The sequence below is a fragment of the Companilactobacillus farciminis KCTC 3681 = DSM 20184 genome (genome assembly GCF_002706745.1).
GTDB classification, from domain to species: domain Bacteria; phylum Bacillota; class Bacilli; order Lactobacillales; family Lactobacillaceae; genus Companilactobacillus; species Companilactobacillus farciminis.
Map to the genome: position 1 here is coordinate 1,458,346 of NZ_CP017702.1, position 20,263 is coordinate 1,478,608.

Here is a 20,263-nt window from a genome sequence, read left to right on the forward strand (position 1 = left end):
TGCCGACTTTCTTTATTTTAAAAATCGTGCTATTTGATTTAATGCTTGATCAGTTTCCGGCATATCAAATAATACAAAAACATGGAATAAATCTTGCCAGACGGTCCAAGTTACATCGACATTATTTTTTTGACATAGAAAATTAAGTATTTTGGAATCATCGTATTTAACTTCTTCACTTCCACAATTGATCATCAATGGTGGAAAACCTTTATAATCACCATAAATTGGAGAAATTAAAGGATCCTTTTTATAAGGTTCATCAAAATATGGAACTGGGGCACCAGCACCGAGCAACATTGGGTCTCTTTCTTGCAAGAGATATTCCGATGGCAGGATATTTATTTGAGTAATTACTGGTGAAAAGACAGCAATTTTATCTGGTAACGATAATCCCTCAGCTTTTAATTGCAAAGTCAAAGTTAAAGCAAGAGTAGCTCCGGCAGATTCTCCAAAAATAAAGATATGTTTGTAACGTTTTTTAAGAAATTTGTAAGCATTCATAACATCTTCTTGGGCCGCAGGATGTTTCGCTTCCGGCCATTGACGATAATCAACAGAAAATGCATCATACCCTAAACGTTTGATCAAACCAAAACATAAATTTCTTCGCGACTTAACACTTCCTGTTGCATAAGCCCCACCATGAATAAATAATAAAACATTCTCATTACTTGTTCCATAATGATATAACTCACCTTTAGGGTCATCTAGGCTCTCTAATTTGATATCACTAGGTATTGGAATTGAATTATTTTTATCAGCGTCTTTTCTTAAAAATACTGCCTGTTCAGGCGTTAAATCATCTGATTGCTGAGTTTTAATACTTTGAGCAATTTTTATTGCTTCTTTTGCTTGTTTACTTAACATTTCTTACTCCTAATTTTGCATTTTAATATTTGTATCTTTACGATTATCCTTGTTTTCAAATTTTGAATAATTCAAACCAACTAATGTGGAAATAACTAATAAAATGGCAAAGATTACTAATCCAGCTTCAAACGTAAATCCAGCTTCTTGATTACCAAATGCTTTTGCAATAATTTGTGCAAAATAAGGAGAAATAAGTGTCCCCACATTGGCACAAGTCATAACAATCGAAGTTGAAAAAGCCACTTGAGACTGTGAAGTCATTTTATTAATATTTGCAACCATAGAAGCCATAAAAATTGAAACTGAAATACCAACTAAAATTACACCCAGTCCACTAAACATAAGTGATCTGGAAATCGTTAAAATCAAAAATGAAATCGTGGCAAAACCTAAACCAATTGCTGTGGTGAATTTGAAATAATGTTTTTGAACATACATGAAAACAAAACCACCGGCAGCCATTGCAAAAGCCATTAAACCTAATAAAGTACTAGCATCAGCGGCAGTTCCATAATTTCTTGAAACTACTAACATAGCAAACTTAATCGAAATGAAAGCAAATGTTGCATTGAATAAGAAAGCAAAAAATGCTAACAACCAAATTTTACCGTCAATTTTCTTACTATCACTAACTGCACCGGTTTCTTCGACCTTACCAACTGTTTTGGGAACATAAATTCCAACTAATAGAATAATTGGAATAACAATCAAGTAGACCCAATATGACATCTGCCAACCACTATTGAGCAAAACACCGGCCATATAAGTCATAAAAAACATACCTAAACCTTGAAATACACTTGATAGTCCAAGCATTTTTGTTGCTCGCGTCCTTGATACAATTGGATGATCAAAGATTGTGAGAATGACATCAACAATCCTGTTCCTAATCCTAAAATAATTCTTGAAGCAAAGATCAATGGGAAATTTAACGTAACTGCTGGAACAACCCCACCGATAAAAATCAAGATCAAACCTGTCATAATAGTCTTTTTAACAGAAATTAAATCAGCAACCCAATTACTAATTGGAGTGAAAACAATTATTCCTAATGATGGAATCGTCATTAACAATTCGATCGTTGTGGAACTAATATTTGGAAAGCTTTTCATCATTAGTGGAATGGTAGCGGCTGTCGCTCCGGCGCTAACTGTAAAGACTGACAAAATTAAAATTGCAAATCTAGTCATTATTTTTCTCATAATTATTTATCATCCTTTTCCATAATTTTATTTTTTGAATATTCTCTAAAATAAGCATCAATTTTTTTAATTTGTTCATGCGTCAATGGAGAAAAACCAATCCCCTTCATTTCATTACTCAATTGCAATAATGAAAATTCTTTAAAGTGATCAAAATTCCCTGGTAATTCAATAAAATTCCAAAATGGTACTAATTCTCTCAACTTATTGTTAATTTTTTCATCATTAAAATTTTTTAAAGCTGTGTGTACGCTATATGTATTTATAAAAGCAACTGTTGGTTGATAAGTGATCTCATGATGTCCTGGAGCTAAAACGTCGCCATTTTGATGGACGATGCCATTATCTTTCCATTCCTTTGTATTAGGAAGAATAATTTTAGCGGGATTATCATAAGGAATATCTATCTTTAAACTTACTTGACTACCTTGTCGATCCTCAATTTTCCAAGAAATTGCAAGCTGACCAGTATTTAAATCCGTATATCCAGCTAACTTTCTAAATTTTGGTGTAATACGCGGTGCAATAATTAATTGTTCTTTTTGTTGAATACCTAATAGATACTCATAAGACCACTGCATAACAGCTCCTGATGAATAATTATTTAAGGAATTCATTCCATTTTCACTGATGGTTCCATTTTCTTGTACTGAATTCCAACGTTCCCAAATAGTTGTTGCACCTAATTTAACTTCATTTAACCAACTTGGATAATCATCATTTAAGAATATTTGAACGGCTAAGTCATGTTGATTATTTTCTGTCAAAGCAGGTAACAATACAGGTGTTCCAACAAAACCAGTTGTAAGATGATTTTTATCTTTCTCAATTCGCTCAATAAATTTACTTACCAACTGTTCTTTAAACTTCTTTGGATAAAGATTTAAATGTAAACAAAGAGCTAATGCTGTTTGTGTATCAGTAATTAGTCTGCCACTAGCTGTGAAAAATTCATTAATAAATGATTCTCTAATTTTATTAGCCAATAAGCGATAGTAGTCAAATTCTCTTTTTGCATTAAGGACTTGTGCTGTTTTAGAAACTATTAAAGTTGATTGATAATAATATGCACTGGCTATTAAATCATCAGGTGTCTTACCTTTGAGATGAAAAATATCTTCAGTATCTAAAGCCAACCAATCTCCCAATTGATCAGAATCAAGCCATAAAAATTCATTCTTAGTTTTTTTAGCATAGTCATGTATCCAATCAACCCAAGACATCATGGCACCAAAATTTTGTTTCAAAATAGTCGTATCTTTATATCGTTGATAAGTGATCCAAGGAATAATTGTCGCAACATCACCCCAAACTGCTTTACCACCATCATCGCCATCGACATTTGGTACGTACAATGGAACTTCGCCTTGACGTTGACTTTGTTCAACTGCTATATCATATGCAAATTTTTTATTGAACTGTGCAGTATTCATGTTATAACTAGCTGTTTTGGCAAAGATAGCAGCATCACCTGTCCAGCCCAAACGCTCATCACGTTGTGGACAATCAGTTGGAACATCAATAAAATTGCTTTTCTGTCCCCATTGAATGTTACTGAACAACTGATTAACTAGCCCGTTATCAGTTTGAATATCACCAATTTGATTCATATCTGAGTACAAAGCTACGGCTTTAAAGTTAGTAACGTCATAATCATTTGATAAGCCGTTCACTTTAGCATATCTAAAACCAAAATAAGTAAAATGTGGACGAACTAAATGCTTTATCCCATTACTTACGTAAGTAAAGCTAGCGCGAGCTGAACGTAAATTTTCCCGATATAATTCGCCATTTTGCAAAATTTCACCATATTGAATTTCCACTTTAGTACCTTTTGGCAAATCATTTTCAAATTCAATCCAGCCCGCCATGTTCTGACCAAAATCTAGAACTAAATTTCCGGCTGGAGTAACAATCTTTTTAGGTCGAAAAATTTCGTGAGCTTTGATAGGTAAACTCAGTCTATCTTTAAGATGCTTACTTGGTTGTTCAAAAACTTTTAATGATAATGTTTTTGGAGTCATGGTTTCATCTAAATCTTCTCCATAGTAAATTCCAGAATGTGTAATCTCAGAAGTCTGAATCTTCCAGGTTTCATCAGTTCCAATCACTTGCAATCTGCCAATATCATCTTCTAAATCTAATTCAGCATTAGTCATTAAGGCATTGCCATATTGATTTTCTTTACCACCGTGTTCTTTGATACCCAGCTTTCCTTTATACCAACCATCGCCTAAAGAAATTTTTAAGAGATGTGTTCCCGAAGTTTTCAAATATTTCGTGACATCAAGCGTTGCTATTTGAGTATAGTAACTATAATTAGTAAAGCCTGGTGCCAAATATTCATCCCCAACTTTTTGATTATCGATATAAACTTCATATAAGCCTAAACCCGTTACATATAACCGAGCTTTTTTGACTTTAGAAGTTGCATTAATTTCTTTTATTGCTTGAATGCCGTGAATACCTTCATCTGAACTACCAATCCATTGACTATTTTTGAACCCCGTCATTAATCCAGTTTCAAAAAAAGCTTCTTTCTTATAAATTCGATCTTTATCTTTCAATTCGACAAAAACTTGATATCTAGTTTTACTTTGAAGTTGAAGATCTGGCTGAAATGATAAATCATTTGCTGGTTCCCAATCTGTTGAAAAAATTTCTTTCTTACTATTAGTAATTTTTAAACGTTTTAATAATTCATTTGAATAACTATTAGCTTTAATTTGGCAATTTATAAATAGATCATTAAATTCATAACCAACAGGATTTTCCATATGATTAATAAATATTTGTTCAAATTCCACTATGTAAACCTCCTTCAATCATCAGTAACCGCTTACAAATAATATAGTATGATTTATCAAAATAATTTATTAACAAATAATGCTTTTAATTTCAAAATAATGCTTTTTATAAAAAATAATAAAACCCAATAATCACCCTTTAATTATTCAGATACGTTATAATATAAGTTATAGACCAATATAATTAAGGAGTTGATAATTGTGGCTAACGATTTAACGCAACTAACTGCAACCGACTGTTTTGATTATTTTGTAAATCATTTTGAAACACTATACAAAAATGAATCGAAGTATCGTAATCTTGCGGTTTTAGATCCAGATATTACCAATATCGAATTGTACAAGAGTCTCAAAGAACACTTTTTGCTGGATGTTTTAAATAATCCGGAATTCAAAGATTACCAAGTTGATTTTGAACGTGGAATCGATGGTGGTGATAATTTTATTATGGCTGCTTTTACCGACCCAACGGATGAGTCAGTCGTGACTGTAGAAATCAATCGTAATGAAACCTCTGAGTCTGTTCTTAATTCCTTTAACAAGGGTATCGAAACGTTACGTTCGACCTTTGCTCCAGAAGTTTATGAAATGAAAGCAGAGAATCACGCATAAAAAGAGAGTCTAGAAATCCTCAATCAGGATTTCTAGGCTCTTTTGTCGTATTTGGAGAAAAGTTAAACCATGTTATGATATATATATAATCTTATAAAGGAGTGAATCAAATGCATTCGGCAAAAGTTGCCACCGTAAAATATCTTTCATTCGAGGAATCAAAGGACTGATACCACCTTCTAACTTGCAAAAAAAGTAAGGAGTATCCTCAATGAAAATTTATTTGGCAACAATTACTGTCTGTGCTTTATTTTTAACTGGTTGTAGTCATAATTCCAAGACTTCAAATATTGACCAAACTGACTTGCAAAAACAACAAATTGTTTTAAAGCGCAACAAAAAGAAGTGGCACCAACAGACAAAACAAGTCACTCATTCAACATTATCTACTCAAAAAATAATTCCTAAAAAGAACTTGTCTTTAAATCAGCTAAAGAAAAACAGCGACTTTCTCATTCAGGGAACAGTTATAGATTTCTCCCATAGTAGTAAAAAATCTACAAATGCATCCATTTACGTCAATCACATTATCAGTGGTTCGGAAGATATCTTAGGAAAAAATATCGACATCAAACTACCCGGTGGCATTGACCAAAACGTTTATTATCGATCAACTCAATGTCCACTTCCAAAATTGGGACAAAAGATTATCCTCAGATTAGATAAAACACACAATGAGTATCGAGTCTTAGCACCTAATTCCAATATTTGGGTTGAAAAAGATCACGAATTTGTTTTAAATAACCAAACTATTCGCCAAGAACCATGTCTAAAAGAAATTACTGAACAATTAAATCAAGCAATCCCTTATCGTTATACGGATCTTTGCTAAAACAAAAACTGTTTCTAATCATATTTCATATAATTTAAAAGCAAAATAGCCTCTATTTGGAGAATAATCACTCCGAATAGAGGCTTTTGATTTGTTGGTATTAAACGTAGAACCACTATCAAGTCCGGAATAGCGAAGAAAATTGGCTCAAATGTGAAATTTCTCTTGGCAATTTATTGCCTAGTGAAAGGCCGAGCTTGAAGACTTTGCCCGGTCTTGGGCTTAGCAAAGGCTCCAAGTCGCGCCCACATTGTTCCAGCCAAATTTTATTCGCTATGGAGGACGAAATACTTCCACTAACCGAAGTTAAGAAAAAATCAATCAAATCAAGACAGTTTTTTTAATTTTAAAATTCAACGCTGCACCAATCAAATTGGCATCATTGTGATAATATGCGGGGATGATTTTGGGAACTAATTTAATATCGGCTACTCGCTGAACTAATCTTTGGGCGGCCTCATTCAAATTATTGATGAAGTCTTGATTGCCCGAAACTCCACCACCGATGATAAAGGCTTCTGGATCAACGACAAATTGCAAATTAAAGATTGCACGAGCTAGATTATCGTACAACTTCAAAGCATACTTTTGAGCAGTTGCATCGCCATCTTGAGCCATTTGTAAGATCTCTTTGCCCGTATAATTGGTCTTATAAGCTTGATTGTAGTGTTGGGCCATTCTCACTGCGGTACCAACTAAACTGAGACGTTGATCCGTCTGACCTAACATCATCCCAAATTCTCCACCTAGTAAATGCTGACCGTGGACTAATTGACGATTGATCACAACGGCGCCACCGACCCCAGTTCCAATTACCAACATGACAATATTTTGCATATTGACCGCCATGCCACTATTAACTTCGGCTAAGGCCGCACAATTAGCATCATTTTCCATTGAAACTGGCAGGTTTAGACGTTTCTCCAAAGCTGTTTTGATTGGAAAATTGTGAATATATGGCAAAGCGCTGATTCCACCAATTATTCCTGTTTGTTGATTGACCGCCCCTGGAATACTCAAAGCTACCCCGGCAATCTTAGTTCGATCATATTTTTTTACTATTTTTTCAATTACTGCATAAAATGTTGCTAAATTCTTCGGCGTATCAACGGCACTCTTATTAGTTAAGGTTTGGTTTGATTCATTGAATAAGGCGTGTTTAATCGTTGTTCCACCAACATCAATTGTTATTATTGGTTTCATATTTACCATCCAGAAAATAAATTAAGCGTTTTCTTTACTTACACACCTATTATAATACATCCTTCATTGAATCGATTCAGACAAAGTCCATTCAATTTGACCTTGATATTCGCCACTAAGATTGGACTTTTGATTTTTGATCATAATACCGTCGTCGTCATCCCAATTGTCAGAAATATTTTCAATTTGACTTTGTCCACTCACGGCAGTATCACGATTTGCAATAATTGGTGTATTAGTCAAAGATTGATAATTGTCATTTTTATCAATGAAGAATAATGGCTCAATATAATCATTATCTAAGACATTAAACAATCCTAATGAATGGGCTGATAGGTTCCATTTCGTACCGACACTGTTTACTTTGACATCCCATTTCCCATCACGTTGAATAAAGTCGCCATTTTGATCATCAAAATTTATATCCCTAAAGCGTGAATCTGCGACATCTAATTCTAAGAGCTTCTTATTAATTTGAAAATCAAAGAGTTGACCTTCAGACGTTCTTCCATATACATCAGTGACACTACCACTTAATTTCATCACACCATCGTTTGAAGTCATTCCAAACAAGTGTGGTACAAATTGTGATTTAAATGTCATTGGAGGTCCGTAATCAGCACTACTTGCTGAACCCAATTGACCATATTTCTTATTTTCATCCCAAACAACAATTACTAATTTACTTGGATCAGCACGATAAGTTTCATCTTCTAAATACTTAAATTCTAGAAGTGGCTTAATTACTGTTTGAGCCGTACTGGCGGTAATTGATTTTTGCCTTGAAGTCAAATTAGGCGTCAATTTTGGAACATTAATAATTACCGTTTTTTCTTCTGAACTATACACTCCTCCAGAAATTGAGAATTTAACGATATTTTCTCCTTCCTTCAACAAATCTGGACCAGAGGCTGTATTATATCCAATTGGATTTATCGAGAAACTATAATTATCGTTTTCATCAGGAAAGAAGGCCACTGCATCACTAATGAATGAGAAGTTTTGAAAACTATCACTATCTTCAGTTTTTATCTTCAAAGTTAGCTTTTTAAAACCTAGAGATGTGTTATCGTCAGAATCTATTTCATCACTGTATTTCATTAACCAATTCAAAGGGACAGGATCATTGTCGTGAACATCAATTGTTGCTTCCTTAGGTTCTAAAACGATTCCCTTATCAATTATTTTTATTTTAAAATCTAAAATATTTGATTGACGTGTACCGTCATCTGCCCACATCTTAACTTCATGTAAACCATAATCTAATTTGGTAATTACGTCATCAATGCCAAAGATTAGAGCTCCAGAATCAGAACCAAATTGCGGTTCAAAATCGACTTTCTCTCCGTCTACTTCTACATGAATAGTCGCATTGCCAACGCTTACAGCAGAACCATCGTCATATGCCAATTTAACATCATACAATACTGGTTTTCCTTTTTCACGTACCGAATATTCCTTGAAATTGTATCTAGAAATCACTAATTGCTTATTGTCTAAAACCTTGACTTGATAATCTAAAACGTTAGAAACATGTCCTTTAGAGTCAGTCATCTTAACTTTGAAGTCGTAAGTTTTATTGCTTTCTAAATCACTGACATCAAAAGGAATATCGAAATTACCTGACTTAACTCCTTTAGCAACTGAAATATTGCCTTTTTGAATGCCAGGAACTAATTTATTGTTCTGATCATACACATCTACTTCACTAATTACATCTTCGCCATCAAATTCAGAATCCTTTAAATAAGACATCTTACCTTTAAAATGAACTGTTTCATCGGGACTGACTTCCTGAGACAAGTCATTAGTATTTGTTATCTGCAATACTTCATTATCAATCGTAAAGTCAGGACTCATCGTATCACCTGTAAAACCGTCGGAATTGTAACTAGTATTAACGCCACTTACTTTTGTCGTAATCGGTGTTTGACTCTCCGGTCCTTTGACTGTCCCATAAACTTGAATATTTGATTGATCGTCAATTTTACTCATTGAAGGAATCTTAACTTTAAAACCAGTAACTTGCTTAAAAATTGGCGTATCTGTGTCATTACCGGTTGTTGTACTGACAGTTACTTCTTCTAAATCTGCTTTATTGATCTTGAGACTTTGTTTAGTGCCATCTGCGGCAGTATAATTCATCTCGCCAATCACACCATTTTCATCGCCAGAAAAATCTAAATAGTCTGGCAAAGCAACGGTTGCAGTGATTTCTCCAGATTCAGAAATACCACCGACATACTTCAAGTTTTGCTCTAACATAATTTGATCACCATCGGAGACATTTAAAGTGTCACCGTCAGTTGAATTTGCGGAAGTATCTCTAGTCAAATCAGTCATCTTCGAAGTACCTTTGATATCTACCACACGAGGCATTTTTTCGATTACCATGGCAAAATCGCTTTTTGTTGATTCTGGTGATCCAGTTGAAGCAGTAAAGCCCCAACGAACTTTTTTATCAGAACTATCCTTGACTAATTGATTCGTGTCAATTTCAAAAGTTTTAACATCTTGAGCATTTTGAGATCTGATCGTTCCATCTTGGAACTTGTCATTGATATGATATGACAAATATCCAATTGAAGAACCTGTATCTGGTTTTTGATAATCGATTGTTAAATGACGCCAACCATTTCTGGGGTCTTGAGTTTCAGAGTTAGCAACCGTGATGCCATCGTAACCTAATAGATAAGCATTACTTTGAACTCTTCCTCTATGTCCCATGTAATTGTACGTAGTAGTTTCCTTAAAAACTAATCCAGTTGTATAATTCTTGCCAAAATACGTAGCTACGTCTCCTGGATATCCCCATGATATATGATTTTCCTTTAATTGATTTGAAACAAAACCTGAATTAGCATCGCCATTATAGTCTAAATAATCACTTATATTATTAGATTTTGAACCTGCATTTTGATTCAAGTATCTATCAAACTCAATTGCAACACTATTCTGTATACCACCAGAATCATCTGTTATTGCTTCATCCAAACCTTTGCCGTCAGAGCTACTACCACCCCAGACACCTAAGGTCTGTCCGTAACTAGGGATTCCATCAGTATAATCTCTAGAGATAGCTTGGTCGCCATTAGGATCATTTTGCAAGACAAAGGCAAAACCATCGATAGTGTTGCCACCGTAATACCAAACTGATAACGTTTGGTCCTTGCTTAAATCAAAATAATTATAAGTTTTATTACCATTGTCGTCTTTCACGGTTCCCCAAAAAGAGCCAATCTGCTTATCAGCTCTATCAGCATCTAACATTTGAATAATATCGCTAGGATTACCAGAATCTTCTGCCCGTATTATCTTGTTAGAACTAGGAAACGCATTGGCAGCGCCAGTCTTGGTATTGGAGTAAGAACTTGGTGCGGTAATAAAATCATTAAACTTCACGCCTTTTGGAGCATGTTTATAAACTTCTTCTCTAGACGGTTCACTTGCGGCCATCACGGAAGTAATTGGAGTTGCTCTAAACAGTGGTAAAAGAAACATAACAAGTAATAATTTAAGAATGAACCCATGCTTCTTCATGAAACTCACCTCACATATTTATAACAAGTTTAAACATATATTATTGATATCGTTATTATATGATATAAGCGTTTTCATTTTGTCTCAATTTATGAAAAAATTATTATAAAAAAATAGCCATCTTATTATGTAAGATGACTACAACTTTAATTCATTTCTAATTCAATTGTTCAGAAACTTGGCGATTAAGTTTTGGTTCGACAACTTTATCCTTGTTGTAATTTTTACCAAAGATAAAACCGAAGGTAACTGTTAATAATGGATTCATCCAAACGTAAAAGGCACATGGGATGAAGACTAATGGACTAACACCAAGGACTCCAGAGATGAAGATTCCAGTAACTCCCCAAGGAACCAAAGCATTGATATCAGCTCCCCCACTAGCAAGGATTCGTGATAAGTAAACTGGTTTGATATTTTGTTTATCAAAGTTTTCTTTGAAAGTTGTTCCAGGCAAAATAATTGAAATGTATTGTTCACCGACTAGGAAGTTAACTCCAATAGCACTCAAAACTGATGTTAAGATCAACTTGCCAGGTGTATTGACGCTTTGTTTCATCTTGCCGACTAGATTTTCGACGACGCCCATCTTGATCAAGACGCCACCTAAAGTCAAAGCAACTAAAATCAAGGAAATACTGCTCAACATACTAGTAACGCCACCGCCACTGACGATACTGTTGATTTTTTTATCAGCTGAATTCAATTGAAAACCGTTCATGATTTGGTTACTGATAGTTGAAAGCTTGGGATGATTGATAAAGATATGCATGATAATAGCGGTAATCGAACCTGATAATAACGTTGGAATAGCGGGAACTTGCATAATAGCACAAATAATTAGAACTGCGATTGGAACTAGCATCCAAGGTGAGACGAAGAAATTAGCGTTCAAAGCATTGATAATGTGGTGCACTGAACTCATGTTAGGATTGGCAGTCGTATGACCAGCAATCAAGAAAATAATAGCTGTAATAGTTGCTGAAGGAATGGCTGTGTGAGCAATTGTTCTAATGTGATCAAAAACATTGTCGACTCCCGCGATTCCGGTAGCTAAATTAGTTGTTCCAGATAGTGGCGACATATTGTTTCCAAACAAAGCACCAGAAACGATCGAACCGGCAGTTAAAGCTGTATTGATTCCCATAACGTGACCGATACCCATAAAGACGATACCTAGTGTACTGATAGTTGTGAATGAACTTCCGACGATTACGCCGACTAAACAGCAGCTGACAAAGACTGTAAATAAGAAAAATCTGACATTTAATATTTCTAGACCATAAACCATGATAGTTGGAATTACCCCAGACATTGACCAAGCTGATACTAAAACACCGATCATGATAAAGATGATCATTGGTACGATTCCGGGTTTGACGCCTTCAACGATACCATCTTGGAGTTGATTCCAAGTAAAGCCACGAAATCTTCCGTAAAACAACAATAATGTAAATGCTAATAAAATTGGAATTTGAGGTGTCATGCCCAGAGCAATCATCATTGTTCCTAACATCCCAAACATTACGATCATAATAATTAAACTTTCTAAAACTGATAATTTACCTTTTTTCATATTACTCACCCTATTTTGAATTTGATTTGTTTTTCTTAGTAGTTTTGATAGGGTCTGTAATAATAGTTTCTTTGTACTTCGTTAATTTCTTTCTCATTTAGGATTTGTGCAAAGGTTGCTTGCATGCGTAACTTTTCGATAAATTTCATCTGGTAATTCCTCCTAAAATTATTTGTCCTAATGAATAAAAAAAGCGCCCCTGCAATATATGCAGGGACGCTTTTGGCGCGGTACCACCCAAATTCAAGTAATAATACTTGCTCTTTATTCCGTAAACACAGGACGTGTGATCTCGACTTAGTATTTTGCGAAAATATCCTGTATGGCTCGCACCGACCGCCATTTCTCTGAACGCTGAGACACTTCGCTACTTGTTGTAAAATCAAAATCAATTTATGTAAGTAATCTTAGCAGAACTTTTTCAGAATGCAAGAGTTTTATTAGAAAAATATTATTATTTTTTAATTTTTCTAATTTTAATTAAAGTGAGTCTAACAATTCTTGCATTTGTTCATTGTCGGGATCTTGCTTCAAATAAAGTCTCAATGCTGCTTGGAGAACCTCTTTATTGCCGGTACTACGCAAGATTTCTACCAAGTCTGACAAGTAGTCCAGATTGTCCTTGAACTCGTCTAGGACCGTCAAAATATCTTCTTGAGCTTTATTAACATCGTCAGTTTCAAATTCTGACTTAGCCAAATTCCAAACTAACTTAGGATTGTTATTGATCTCACGACCATTCAACAGATCCAAGTTAGCCTTAAATTGACCCTTAGTAACATAGTAATCACTCAACTTGATGACTAATGGCATTGGATTTTCGACTTTTTTAATACCAGTTTCCAAAATCTTGATGGCATTATTGGCATCTTCCGATGTTCCAGCATCAAAGGCAATTTGGTACAAACGGTCATCTAATTCATTCAAGTTCAAACCTAATTGAGCATACTTGAAGGCATCAGCATTTTTCTTAATATTCAAATAATCTTCAGCGATGACTGGATAAGCTGTCGGATAGTCACGATTAGTATCCAATAGGTTTTCCAAAACAGAAATCGACTTATTATAATTTTTAACTTGATTGTACAAAAATCCGAGTTGGAATTGAGCATCTTCATTCAATTCCAAAGCGTTTAATTTTTCATATTCACTGATAGCATCTTCATATTGTCCATCCCCGGCTAAAGAACTAGCTTTTCTCAAGACAATTGAAATACCAGAGTAATTCTTGATTCCCATATCTAAAAGCATGTCATAGTACGTCAAAGCCTGATTAAATTTATTTTCATCGAAATAAACTTCAGCTAGAGCAAACTTGAAGACTTCTTCGTCAGGAAACTCTCTGATTCCCTCTAAGAGCTTTTGTTCACTGACCTCATAAAGTCCTAATGACTGATAAATATCGGCTGAAACTAATAAATTTTCGGCATAAGCTGGCGAATCAGGCGTGATTTGAGAAATATAATCTAAAGCTTGATCGCTATCACCGTCAGAAACAGCAATTTCAGCCAATCTGGAGAGGATTTGGCCCTCTGTTGGGTAATTAACCAAAAGGTGTTGATAAATCGTCTTAGCTTGAACAGAGAGTCCACGACTCATCAATGTCTCGGCTAATGAAAATTGTGTTTGATCGTCATCTTCTCGAAGAGATTCTTGAATCAGACCATCGACTTTTGAAAAATCACCATCATCGATTGTTTCCATAACTTTATCTGCTTTACTCAAATTAAAACCTCATACTTTCTTTTGCGTAAAAAAAGACGGTCAAACGACCGCCCCTTATAAAACTAATTATTTAACTGAATCCTTCAAAGCTTTACCTGGTTTAAATGCAGGAACCTTGCTTGCTGGAATCTTGATTTCTTCGCCAGTTTGTGGGTTACGACCCTTACGAGCAGCACGTTGACGAACTTCAAAGTTACCAAAGCCAATCAATTGAACTTTGTTACCTTCTGATAAGTTTTCTTGGATAGTTTCAAATACTGCATCAACAGCAGAAGTTGCATCCTTCTTTGTCAAACCAGTTTTACTTGCGACACTATCAATAAGTTCAGCTTTATTTGCCATATGTGAATACCTCCGGAAATTTGTAAAAATTTAGAACACATGAACTTTTATTAATGCGTTCATTATTCTATGTACAAAATTACCATAGCAATGCCGATGTGGCAAGCATTTAAGCCATTTTTTAACATAATTCTTCTTAAATATAATTATATTTATAAAAACGGATAAAATACTGTCCTTCTAAGCTATTTTCGCTTTCTAGGAAGAATCTTAATTGGTGTTCCTTCGAAGTCGAAAGTATCACGCAATTGATTCTTCAAGAATCTTTCATATGAGAAATGAAGCAATTCTGTTTCATTAACGAAAACAACAAATGTTGGCGGTTGAATGGCAACTTGTGTCATGTAATAAATTCTTAAACGTTTTCCATTTACCAATGGTGTTGGCGCAATTGACGTTGCACGCAATAATAAATCGTTCAGAACCGATGATTGAATTCGACGATCACGGTTACCATAAACTCTTGCAACTAATTCTGGAATTTGGTCGAGGCGTTGACCCTTAATAGCAGAAGTGAACAAGATCGGTGCATATGATAAGTATTGGAATTCAACTCTGATTTGGTTTTCAAAGTCCTTCATCGTATTAGTGTCTTTTTTCAAAGTATCCCACTTGTTAACGACGATGATAACACCCTTACCTGCGTTGTGAGCATATCCAGCCACACGCTTGTCTTGTTCACGAATACCTTCTTCAGCATTCAAAACAACACAAACGACGTCTGACTTATCGATAGCACTCAAAGCACGCAAGACAGAGTATTTTTCAGTATTTTCGTAGACTTTACCACGTTTTCTAATACCGGCAGTATCGATCATTGTAAAGTCTTTATCAAGCTTTTCATCATGATACTTAGTATCAATGGCATCACGAGTCGTTCCTTGCATATCGGAAACAATAACACGTTGGTCACCTAAGATAGCATTGACTAGCGATGATTTACCAACATTAGGACGTCCGATAAAACTAAATTTGATAGTCTTATCTTCTTCCATCTTGTCTTCGTATGGAAAGACCTTAACGATTTCATCCAACAAATCACCTAACCCAGTACCTTGGGCACCAGAAATAGGATTTGGATCACCGAAACCTAAAGCATAAAAGTCATAGATATTTTGACGTTGTTCAGGATTATCAGCTTTGTTAACTGCTAAAATAACTGGTTTCTTCGTACGATACAAAATCTTTGCAACATCTTCGTCTTCTTTAGTTACACCATTTTGGCCATTAGTGATAAAGACGATAACATCAGCTTCATCGATCGCAATCTCAGCTTGATTCTTGATTTGAACGGACATCTTTTCACCGCTCATTTCAATACCACCTGTATCGATCAAACGAAATTCTCTTCCTAACCAACTAGCACGAGAATAAATTCGATCTCTAGTAACACCAGGTGTATCTTCAACGATTGAAAGTCGTTCATTAATAATTCGATTAAAAATTGTAGATTTACCAACATTGGGGCGTCCTACTAACGCAACTACTGGAACAGACATATTTTGCCTCCCTACTTATGTTCATTAACTATTTCAGTTACTCTTTTAACAACTTGTTCGATGGTCATATCGGAAGTATCTACTTCAATGGCATCGTCAGCTTTCTTCAATGGTGAAATTTCACGATGTGAGTCTTTATAATCACGTGCTGCAATTTCATCTTGTAGTTCTTTTAATGGAGTATTGATGCCACGTTCAACATTTTCTTTAAAACGTCTCTGTGCACGAACTTCCACACTAGCAATCAAAAAGATCTTTACTTCTGCCTTAGGCAAGACAGTTGTACCAATATCACGGCCATCCATGACGATATCGCAATCATTGGCTAAATCGCGTTGCATTTGAACTAATTGTGTTCTTACTTCCTTGATTGCTGAAACTTGTGAAACGTTGTTTGTTATTTCTTCAGTTCTAATGTCATCTGAGACATCCTCATCGTCTAAATAAACGTGTTGTCCATCCTCTTTATTTAGAAAATGAATTCGATGTTCTGACATTAATTTCAAAATATTGAGAGTATCACCATAACCCACATTGTGCTTTTTTGCAAGTAAAGTCACTGTTCGATACATTGCACCTGTGTCACAGTATACAAAATTCAAGTTTTTTGCGATTAATTTGGCAATCGTACTTTTTCCAGCTGATGCTGGTCCGTCTATAGCAATTTGCATTCGTTTCTCTCCTTAATAAAAGGGCCCAGACTAAATGTCCAAGACCCTTCACATAAAAATTATTTAACTCTTAGTGTTGTACCAGGTGTCAATGTACCAACGTTACCATTCAAACTCTTAAGTTGAGCAGTAGTTAGATTATTGTTATATGCAATTCTAAACCAGTTGTCACCAGCTTTAACAGTGTAATAAGATGCTGAATTACTACTATTACTATCTGTTGAAGTTGTTGAACTGTCGTTAGCAGTTGTACCAGTTGAAGCTTGTTGATTATTTTGTTGCGATTGTTGTGACTGTTGAGTCTGTTGTGATTCTTGTGTTTGTTGTTGCGTGTTATTAGCTGTTTGTGAGTTGCTTGAGTCAGCCGTAGTACTATTAGCGGCAGTACTGTCACTAGCAGTACTTGAAGCATTGCTATTAGAATCAGAGTCACTATCTTTATTAGTAGTGGTCTTCTTCTTAGCAGTAGCTTTCTTGGTTGACTTTTTCTTCGTTGACTTCTTAGCAGCTTTCTTCTTGGAAGACTTATCTTTATTCTCGACTGAACTTTCAGCTTGAGAACTGTCTAAATCGCCGCTACTACTACCCCTCACCGCATTGATAATAACCGGTGTAAACATAATAACGATCAATGCAACAACTAAGGTAACGACTAGGGTGTGATTTCCACGTTGCTTTTCTTTAGTAACAGCACGTGAAACATGACCCTCATCGTCAGTATCAGAGTCAAAACTCTTTTCCCAAGGCTTAACATCTTCTTGATCAGCAGAAGAATCGTCTTGATCTTGATCAGATTCTGCCTTTGAGTCCTCAACTGATTCTTTAGGTGTCACAGGTGGCACTGGAGTTGGCTCAAACTTAGGTTCGTCAACTTCAGGAGCATCGTGTTTTGCTTCGCTTAAATGATCATTGCTTTCTTCAGCCTGAAGATGATCAGCCCCAACAGGTGTAGGATTATCCTCAACTTGTTTAGGCTCATCATTAGAAGCCTGATCGTCAGAAACAGTATTATTCGTTGGTGTGTTTTCATCACCTGTATCGATTAGATGATATTTCTTTAAATCCTCAAGACTGACAGATCCTTCTAGTCCTTTGGTGGATTTTGGAACACGTGAATCGCCAGACATATTGTTTTTATCATTATCGGCCATTAAAAACCAACCTCCTAATTTCTATCTCTTAAAGCATATCATAAAAGTTTAAAATTTTTCTTTAAAGATTTATAAAATTTCACTATTTAATAGCGAAATGCCCCTTGATTCTAGGATAAATGATAATAACTGCTGCTGAGATGATCAATGCCTTGATAATATTGAATGGAATGACCCCAGTTGCTACATATTTAGCAAGTGACATATTCAGTTGCATCCCGACGACATTCATATAAAGTGGCATGACTACAAAATAATTCAAAATTGACATAATTACCGTCAAACTCAAAGTACCAGCAACAACTGCCATGATTTTTTTGTTCTTCTTCCAGAAATAGCTGAAAGGCAACAGCAAGGCTACTGAACCTACAAATGCTGCTCCATCGCCAATTAAACCAGCTAACCCAGTTCCAGTTACTAATAAGTGGACCATTGATTTCAGTAAGGCAATCATAATTCCCCCAACAGGACCAAAAGCAAATGTTCCCACGACTGCCACGACGTCACTTAAATCAACTTTCAAAAATGGCAACCAGATCAAAACTGGAAATTCAAAGAACATCAAGATCGTTCCTAATGCTGCAAAAATTGAAACCCCAATTATATCTTGAAACTTGTATAAACTCTTTCCCATTAAAATCAACCCTCTTCCAAATTGATCTCCAAAGAAAAAAGGCCTATTTTGGGCATACCAAAACAGACCTTACTCTGTTTTCTTCCATCCAGACTTTAACTGTCGGTATTGGAATCTCACCAATTCAACCAGCTTGCGCTGGGTCGCGGACTTTACCGCCGGTCGGGAATCACACCCTGCCCTGAAAACCAATTATTTATTTTTATATTTATAATATAGCAGACCCCTTGATGTATAGCAACTGAGTTGTTGTTATGGGAACAATACCATTTGGTTATTAGGTGGTGAAAGTTGGTTGTTTTGTCGATATTTCTTTACCAGTACCCACTAAATACACTTAAAATCTTTGAATATTTTTTATCAAAAAAGTTGAACTTACTCAAGAAATAATGATAGTATATAAGCATACAAATGAACGCGTACTTAGTACGCCACTGGGCAGATATAGTTGAACTATACCTGCCCTTTTATTTTGGAGAAAAATATGACAAATGATAAACCTTTTAAGTCTATTGATGAGCAGATGAGCATTCTCAAAACCAGAAATCTTATATTTGAAAATGAAGACACTGTAAAATCTGTACTAAGCAGATATGGTTATTATGAAGTGATAAATGGTTATAAAAGTAAATTCCTTATTAATAGTTCTAACGATAATGAGGGCTTTATACCGAATACAACTTTCGAACACATATATGCTCTCTATAAATTAGACAAAAATATTCGTGGTGATTTAAAAAATGCGCTTGAAGATTTTGAATTGACATTTAAACAATCACTCGCATATGTAATAGCTGAAACATATTCAGATGATGATTCTGAATACACTAACCCTATACTTTACAATGTAGGAGAGTTGCATAAAAAAGGTAATCATAAAGAGACTGACAGAGATAGGTTATTAAAGAAATTAAATTATATCGTAAAGTATAATGCATACGAGCCTTATAAACATTATCGTGAAGAACATGGCAATGTACCACCGTGGATTGCGGTTAAAGATTTAAGTTTTGGGCAATCAATTTTTCTTTACAAATTAAGTAAGCAAACAATTAGAGATAAGGTTGTTTCAAAAATGTTTGCAATTAGTACCCCATTAATTTCTGCAGCTGACAATGATTTTCACATACGACAGGCTTTCGGTGATCTCCTTTCCCTATCGTTATTTTATAGAAACCATGCTTCTCATGGAGACCATGTTTTTAGTCAAAGAAGCAAACAATTTGGTCTAAGATATTCAAAATACCTCTTTCCCAATTTTATAAAAGAAACTGAAGATGAATTTAACAAAGGATTAGGAAGAAGTAGCATAGGCACTTTATTATGCTGTTTAGCTTCTTTAGATAATTTGAATTGTTATTCCACTCTTATATCATGGCTAACTGTACATTTAGAAGAATATTTAAAAGTATATCCAATGGATAAAACTTTTTTAATTAATTCTATGGAATTAAACCTTACAAATATAGATTTAAAAAATTAAATAAAAACTAAGATTGGGCAGATATAGTTAATCTATATCTGTTTTTTTTGGAATGAATCAAATGAAATTAATGTACTCTGCTAAACTATTATACTCATTTGATTTAGGCATAA

16 protein-coding genes and 1 riboswitch are annotated in these 20,263 nt (G+C 34.9%); of the genes, 3 read left to right on the plus strand and 13 right to left on the minus strand.

Annotated elements, in window-relative coordinates:
- Positions 1–12: 12 nt before the first annotated feature.
- From LF20184_RS07125 to LF20184_RS07135, 4 genes are read right to left on the minus strand one after another with little or no spacing between them, the layout of a single operon-like run.
- Positions 13–870 (minus strand): alpha/beta hydrolase, encoded by an 858-nt coding sequence (locus tag LF20184_RS07125; protein ID WP_010019895.1) that lies wholly within the window; start codon positions 868–870, stop codon positions 13–15.
- Between the two features lie 9 nt (positions 871–879).
- Positions 880–1,689, minus strand: coding sequence for an MFS transporter (locus LF20184_RS07130; protein ID WP_235699469.1), 810 nt, complete (start codon positions 1,687–1,689; stop codon positions 880–882).
- Entirely contained in the window at positions 1,656–2,063 is a 408-nt protein-coding gene (locus LF20184_RS12965; RefSeq protein ID WP_236906315.1) for an MFS transporter, read from the minus strand. The genes LF20184_RS07130 and LF20184_RS12965 overlap by 34 nt, the downstream gene beginning before the upstream one ends.
- Positions 2,064–2,077: 14 nt before the next feature.
- Complete coding sequence (locus LF20184_RS07135) at positions 2,078–4,882, minus strand: family 78 glycoside hydrolase catalytic domain (RefSeq protein ID WP_056945130.1); 2,805 nt, start codon at positions 4,880–4,882, stop codon at positions 2,078–2,080.
- Positions 4,883–5,083: 201 nt separating this feature from the next.
- Here LF20184_RS07135 and LF20184_RS07140 point away from each other — a divergent pair, with 201 nt between their 5' ends.
- Both LF20184_RS07140 and LF20184_RS07145 read left to right on the plus strand, forming a co-directional pair.
- Positions 5,084–5,494, plus strand: a complete 411-nt coding sequence (locus tag LF20184_RS07140) for a hypothetical protein (protein WP_010019900.1) — start codon at positions 5,084–5,086, stop codon at positions 5,492–5,494.
- A 211-nt stretch (positions 5,495–5,705) separates the two neighbouring features.
- Positions 5,706–6,326: a hypothetical protein gene (locus tag LF20184_RS07145; RefSeq protein WP_010019902.1), complete on the plus strand. Its 621-nt coding sequence runs from the start codon at positions 5,706–5,708 to the stop codon at positions 6,324–6,326.
- A gap of 321 nt (positions 6,327–6,647) precedes the next feature.
- Here the strand turns inward: LF20184_RS07145 and LF20184_RS07150 are convergent, their stop codons facing one another.
- The 9 genes from LF20184_RS07150 to LF20184_RS07195 form a co-directional block, all read right to left on the minus strand.
- The gene (locus LF20184_RS07150) at positions 6,648–7,529 is read right to left on the minus strand and encodes an ROK family protein (protein ID WP_010019904.1); all 882 of its coding nucleotides are present in this window, start codon (positions 7,527–7,529) and stop codon (positions 6,648–6,650) included.
- A 63-nt stretch (positions 7,530–7,592) separates the two neighbouring features.
- Entirely contained in the window at positions 7,593–11,069 is a 3,477-nt protein-coding gene (locus LF20184_RS07155; protein WP_010019905.1) for an L-type lectin family protein, read from the minus strand.
- 157 nt (positions 11,070–11,226) lie between these two features.
- The gene (nhaC, locus tag LF20184_RS07160) at positions 11,227–12,645 is read right to left on the minus strand and encodes a Na+/H+ antiporter NhaC (protein WP_010019906.1); all 1,419 of its coding nucleotides are present in this window, start codon (positions 12,643–12,645) and stop codon (positions 11,227–11,229) included.
- Between the two features lie 480 nt (positions 12,646–13,125).
- Positions 13,126–14,370, minus strand: coding sequence for a tetratricopeptide repeat protein (locus LF20184_RS07170; protein WP_010019908.1), 1,245 nt, complete (start codon positions 14,368–14,370; stop codon positions 13,126–13,128).
- A 66-nt stretch (positions 14,371–14,436) separates the two neighbouring features.
- On the minus strand, positions 14,437–14,712 hold the full coding sequence (locus tag LF20184_RS07175) for a non-specific DNA-binding protein Hbs (RefSeq protein ID WP_010019909.1): 276 nt from the start codon (positions 14,710–14,712) through the stop codon (positions 14,437–14,439).
- A gap of 185 nt (positions 14,713–14,897) precedes the next feature.
- Complete coding sequence (gene der, locus LF20184_RS07180; protein WP_010019911.1) at positions 14,898–16,211, minus strand: ribosome biogenesis GTPase Der; 1,314 nt, start codon at positions 16,209–16,211, stop codon at positions 14,898–14,900.
- A gap of 11 nt (positions 16,212–16,222) precedes the next feature.
- Entirely contained in the window at positions 16,223–16,882 is a 660-nt protein-coding gene (gene cmk, locus LF20184_RS07185) for a (d)CMP kinase (RefSeq protein WP_010019913.1), read from the minus strand.
- 59 nt (positions 16,883–16,941) lie between these two features.
- Positions 16,942–18,033 carry a LysM peptidoglycan-binding domain-containing protein gene (locus tag LF20184_RS07190; protein WP_010019914.1) on the minus strand — a complete coding sequence of 364 codons (1,092 nt, stop codon included), beginning with the start codon at positions 18,031–18,033 and terminating at the stop codon, positions 16,942–16,944.
- Between the two features lie 82 nt (positions 18,034–18,115).
- Positions 18,116–18,667 (minus strand): ECF transporter S component, encoded by a 552-nt coding sequence (locus tag LF20184_RS07195; protein ID WP_010019915.1) that lies wholly within the window; start codon positions 18,665–18,667, stop codon positions 18,116–18,118.
- Positions 18,668–18,739: 72 nt separating this feature from the next.
- Positions 18,740–18,860, minus strand: a riboswitch (FMN riboswitch).
- A gap of 291 nt (positions 18,861–19,151) precedes the next feature.
- On the opposite strand from LF20184_RS07195, the gene LF20184_RS07200 reads away from it, so the two are divergent.
- Positions 19,152–20,150: an Abi family protein gene (locus LF20184_RS07200; protein ID WP_010019916.1), complete on the plus strand. Its 999-nt coding sequence runs from the start codon at positions 19,152–19,154 to the stop codon at positions 20,148–20,150.
- Positions 20,151–20,263: the final 113 nt, after the last annotated feature.

Coding starts and splice junctions, on each gene's coding strand:
- LF20184_RS07125 (WP_010019895.1), bottom strand. CDS start 870: ATGTTAAGTAAACAAGCAAAAGAAGCAATAAAAATTGCTCAAAGTATT.
- LF20184_RS07130 (WP_235699469.1), bottom strand. CDS start 1,689: ATGCTTGGACTATCAAGTGTATTTCAAGGTTTAGGTATGTTTTTTATG.
- LF20184_RS12965 (WP_236906315.1), bottom strand. CDS start 2,063: ATGACTAGATTTGCAATTTTAATTTTGTCAGTCTTTACAGTTAGCGCC.
- LF20184_RS07145 (WP_010019902.1), top strand. CDS start 5,706: ATGAAAATTTATTTGGCAACAATTACTGTCTGTGCTTTATTTTTAACT.
- LF20184_RS07150 (WP_010019904.1), bottom strand. CDS start 7,529: ATGAAACCAATAATAACAATTGATGTTGGTGGAACAACGATTAAACAC.
- LF20184_RS07155 (WP_010019905.1), bottom strand. CDS start 11,069: ATGAAGAAGCATGGGTTCATTCTTAAATTATTACTTGTTATGTTTCTT.
- nhaC (WP_010019906.1), bottom strand. CDS start 12,645: ATGAAAAAAGGTAAATTATCAGTTTTAGAAAGTTTAATTATTATGATC.
- LF20184_RS07175 (WP_010019909.1), bottom strand. CDS start 14,712: ATGGCAAATAAAGCTGAACTTATTGATAGTGTCGCAAGTAAAACTGGT.
- der (WP_010019911.1), bottom strand. CDS start 16,211: ATGTCTGTTCCAGTAGTTGCGTTAGTAGGACGCCCCAATGTTGGTAAA.
- cmk (WP_010019913.1), bottom strand. CDS start 16,882: ATGCAAATTGCTATAGACGGACCAGCATCAGCTGGAAAAAGTACGATT.
- LF20184_RS07190 (WP_010019914.1), bottom strand. CDS start 18,033: ATGGCCGATAATGATAAAAACAATATGTCTGGCGATTCACGTGTTCCA.
- LF20184_RS07195 (WP_010019915.1), bottom strand. CDS start 18,667: ATGGGAAAGAGTTTATACAAGTTTCAAGATATAATTGGGGTTTCAATT.
- LF20184_RS07200 (WP_010019916.1), top strand. CDS start 19,152: ATGACAAATGATAAACCTTTTAAGTCTATTGATGAGCAGATGAGCATT.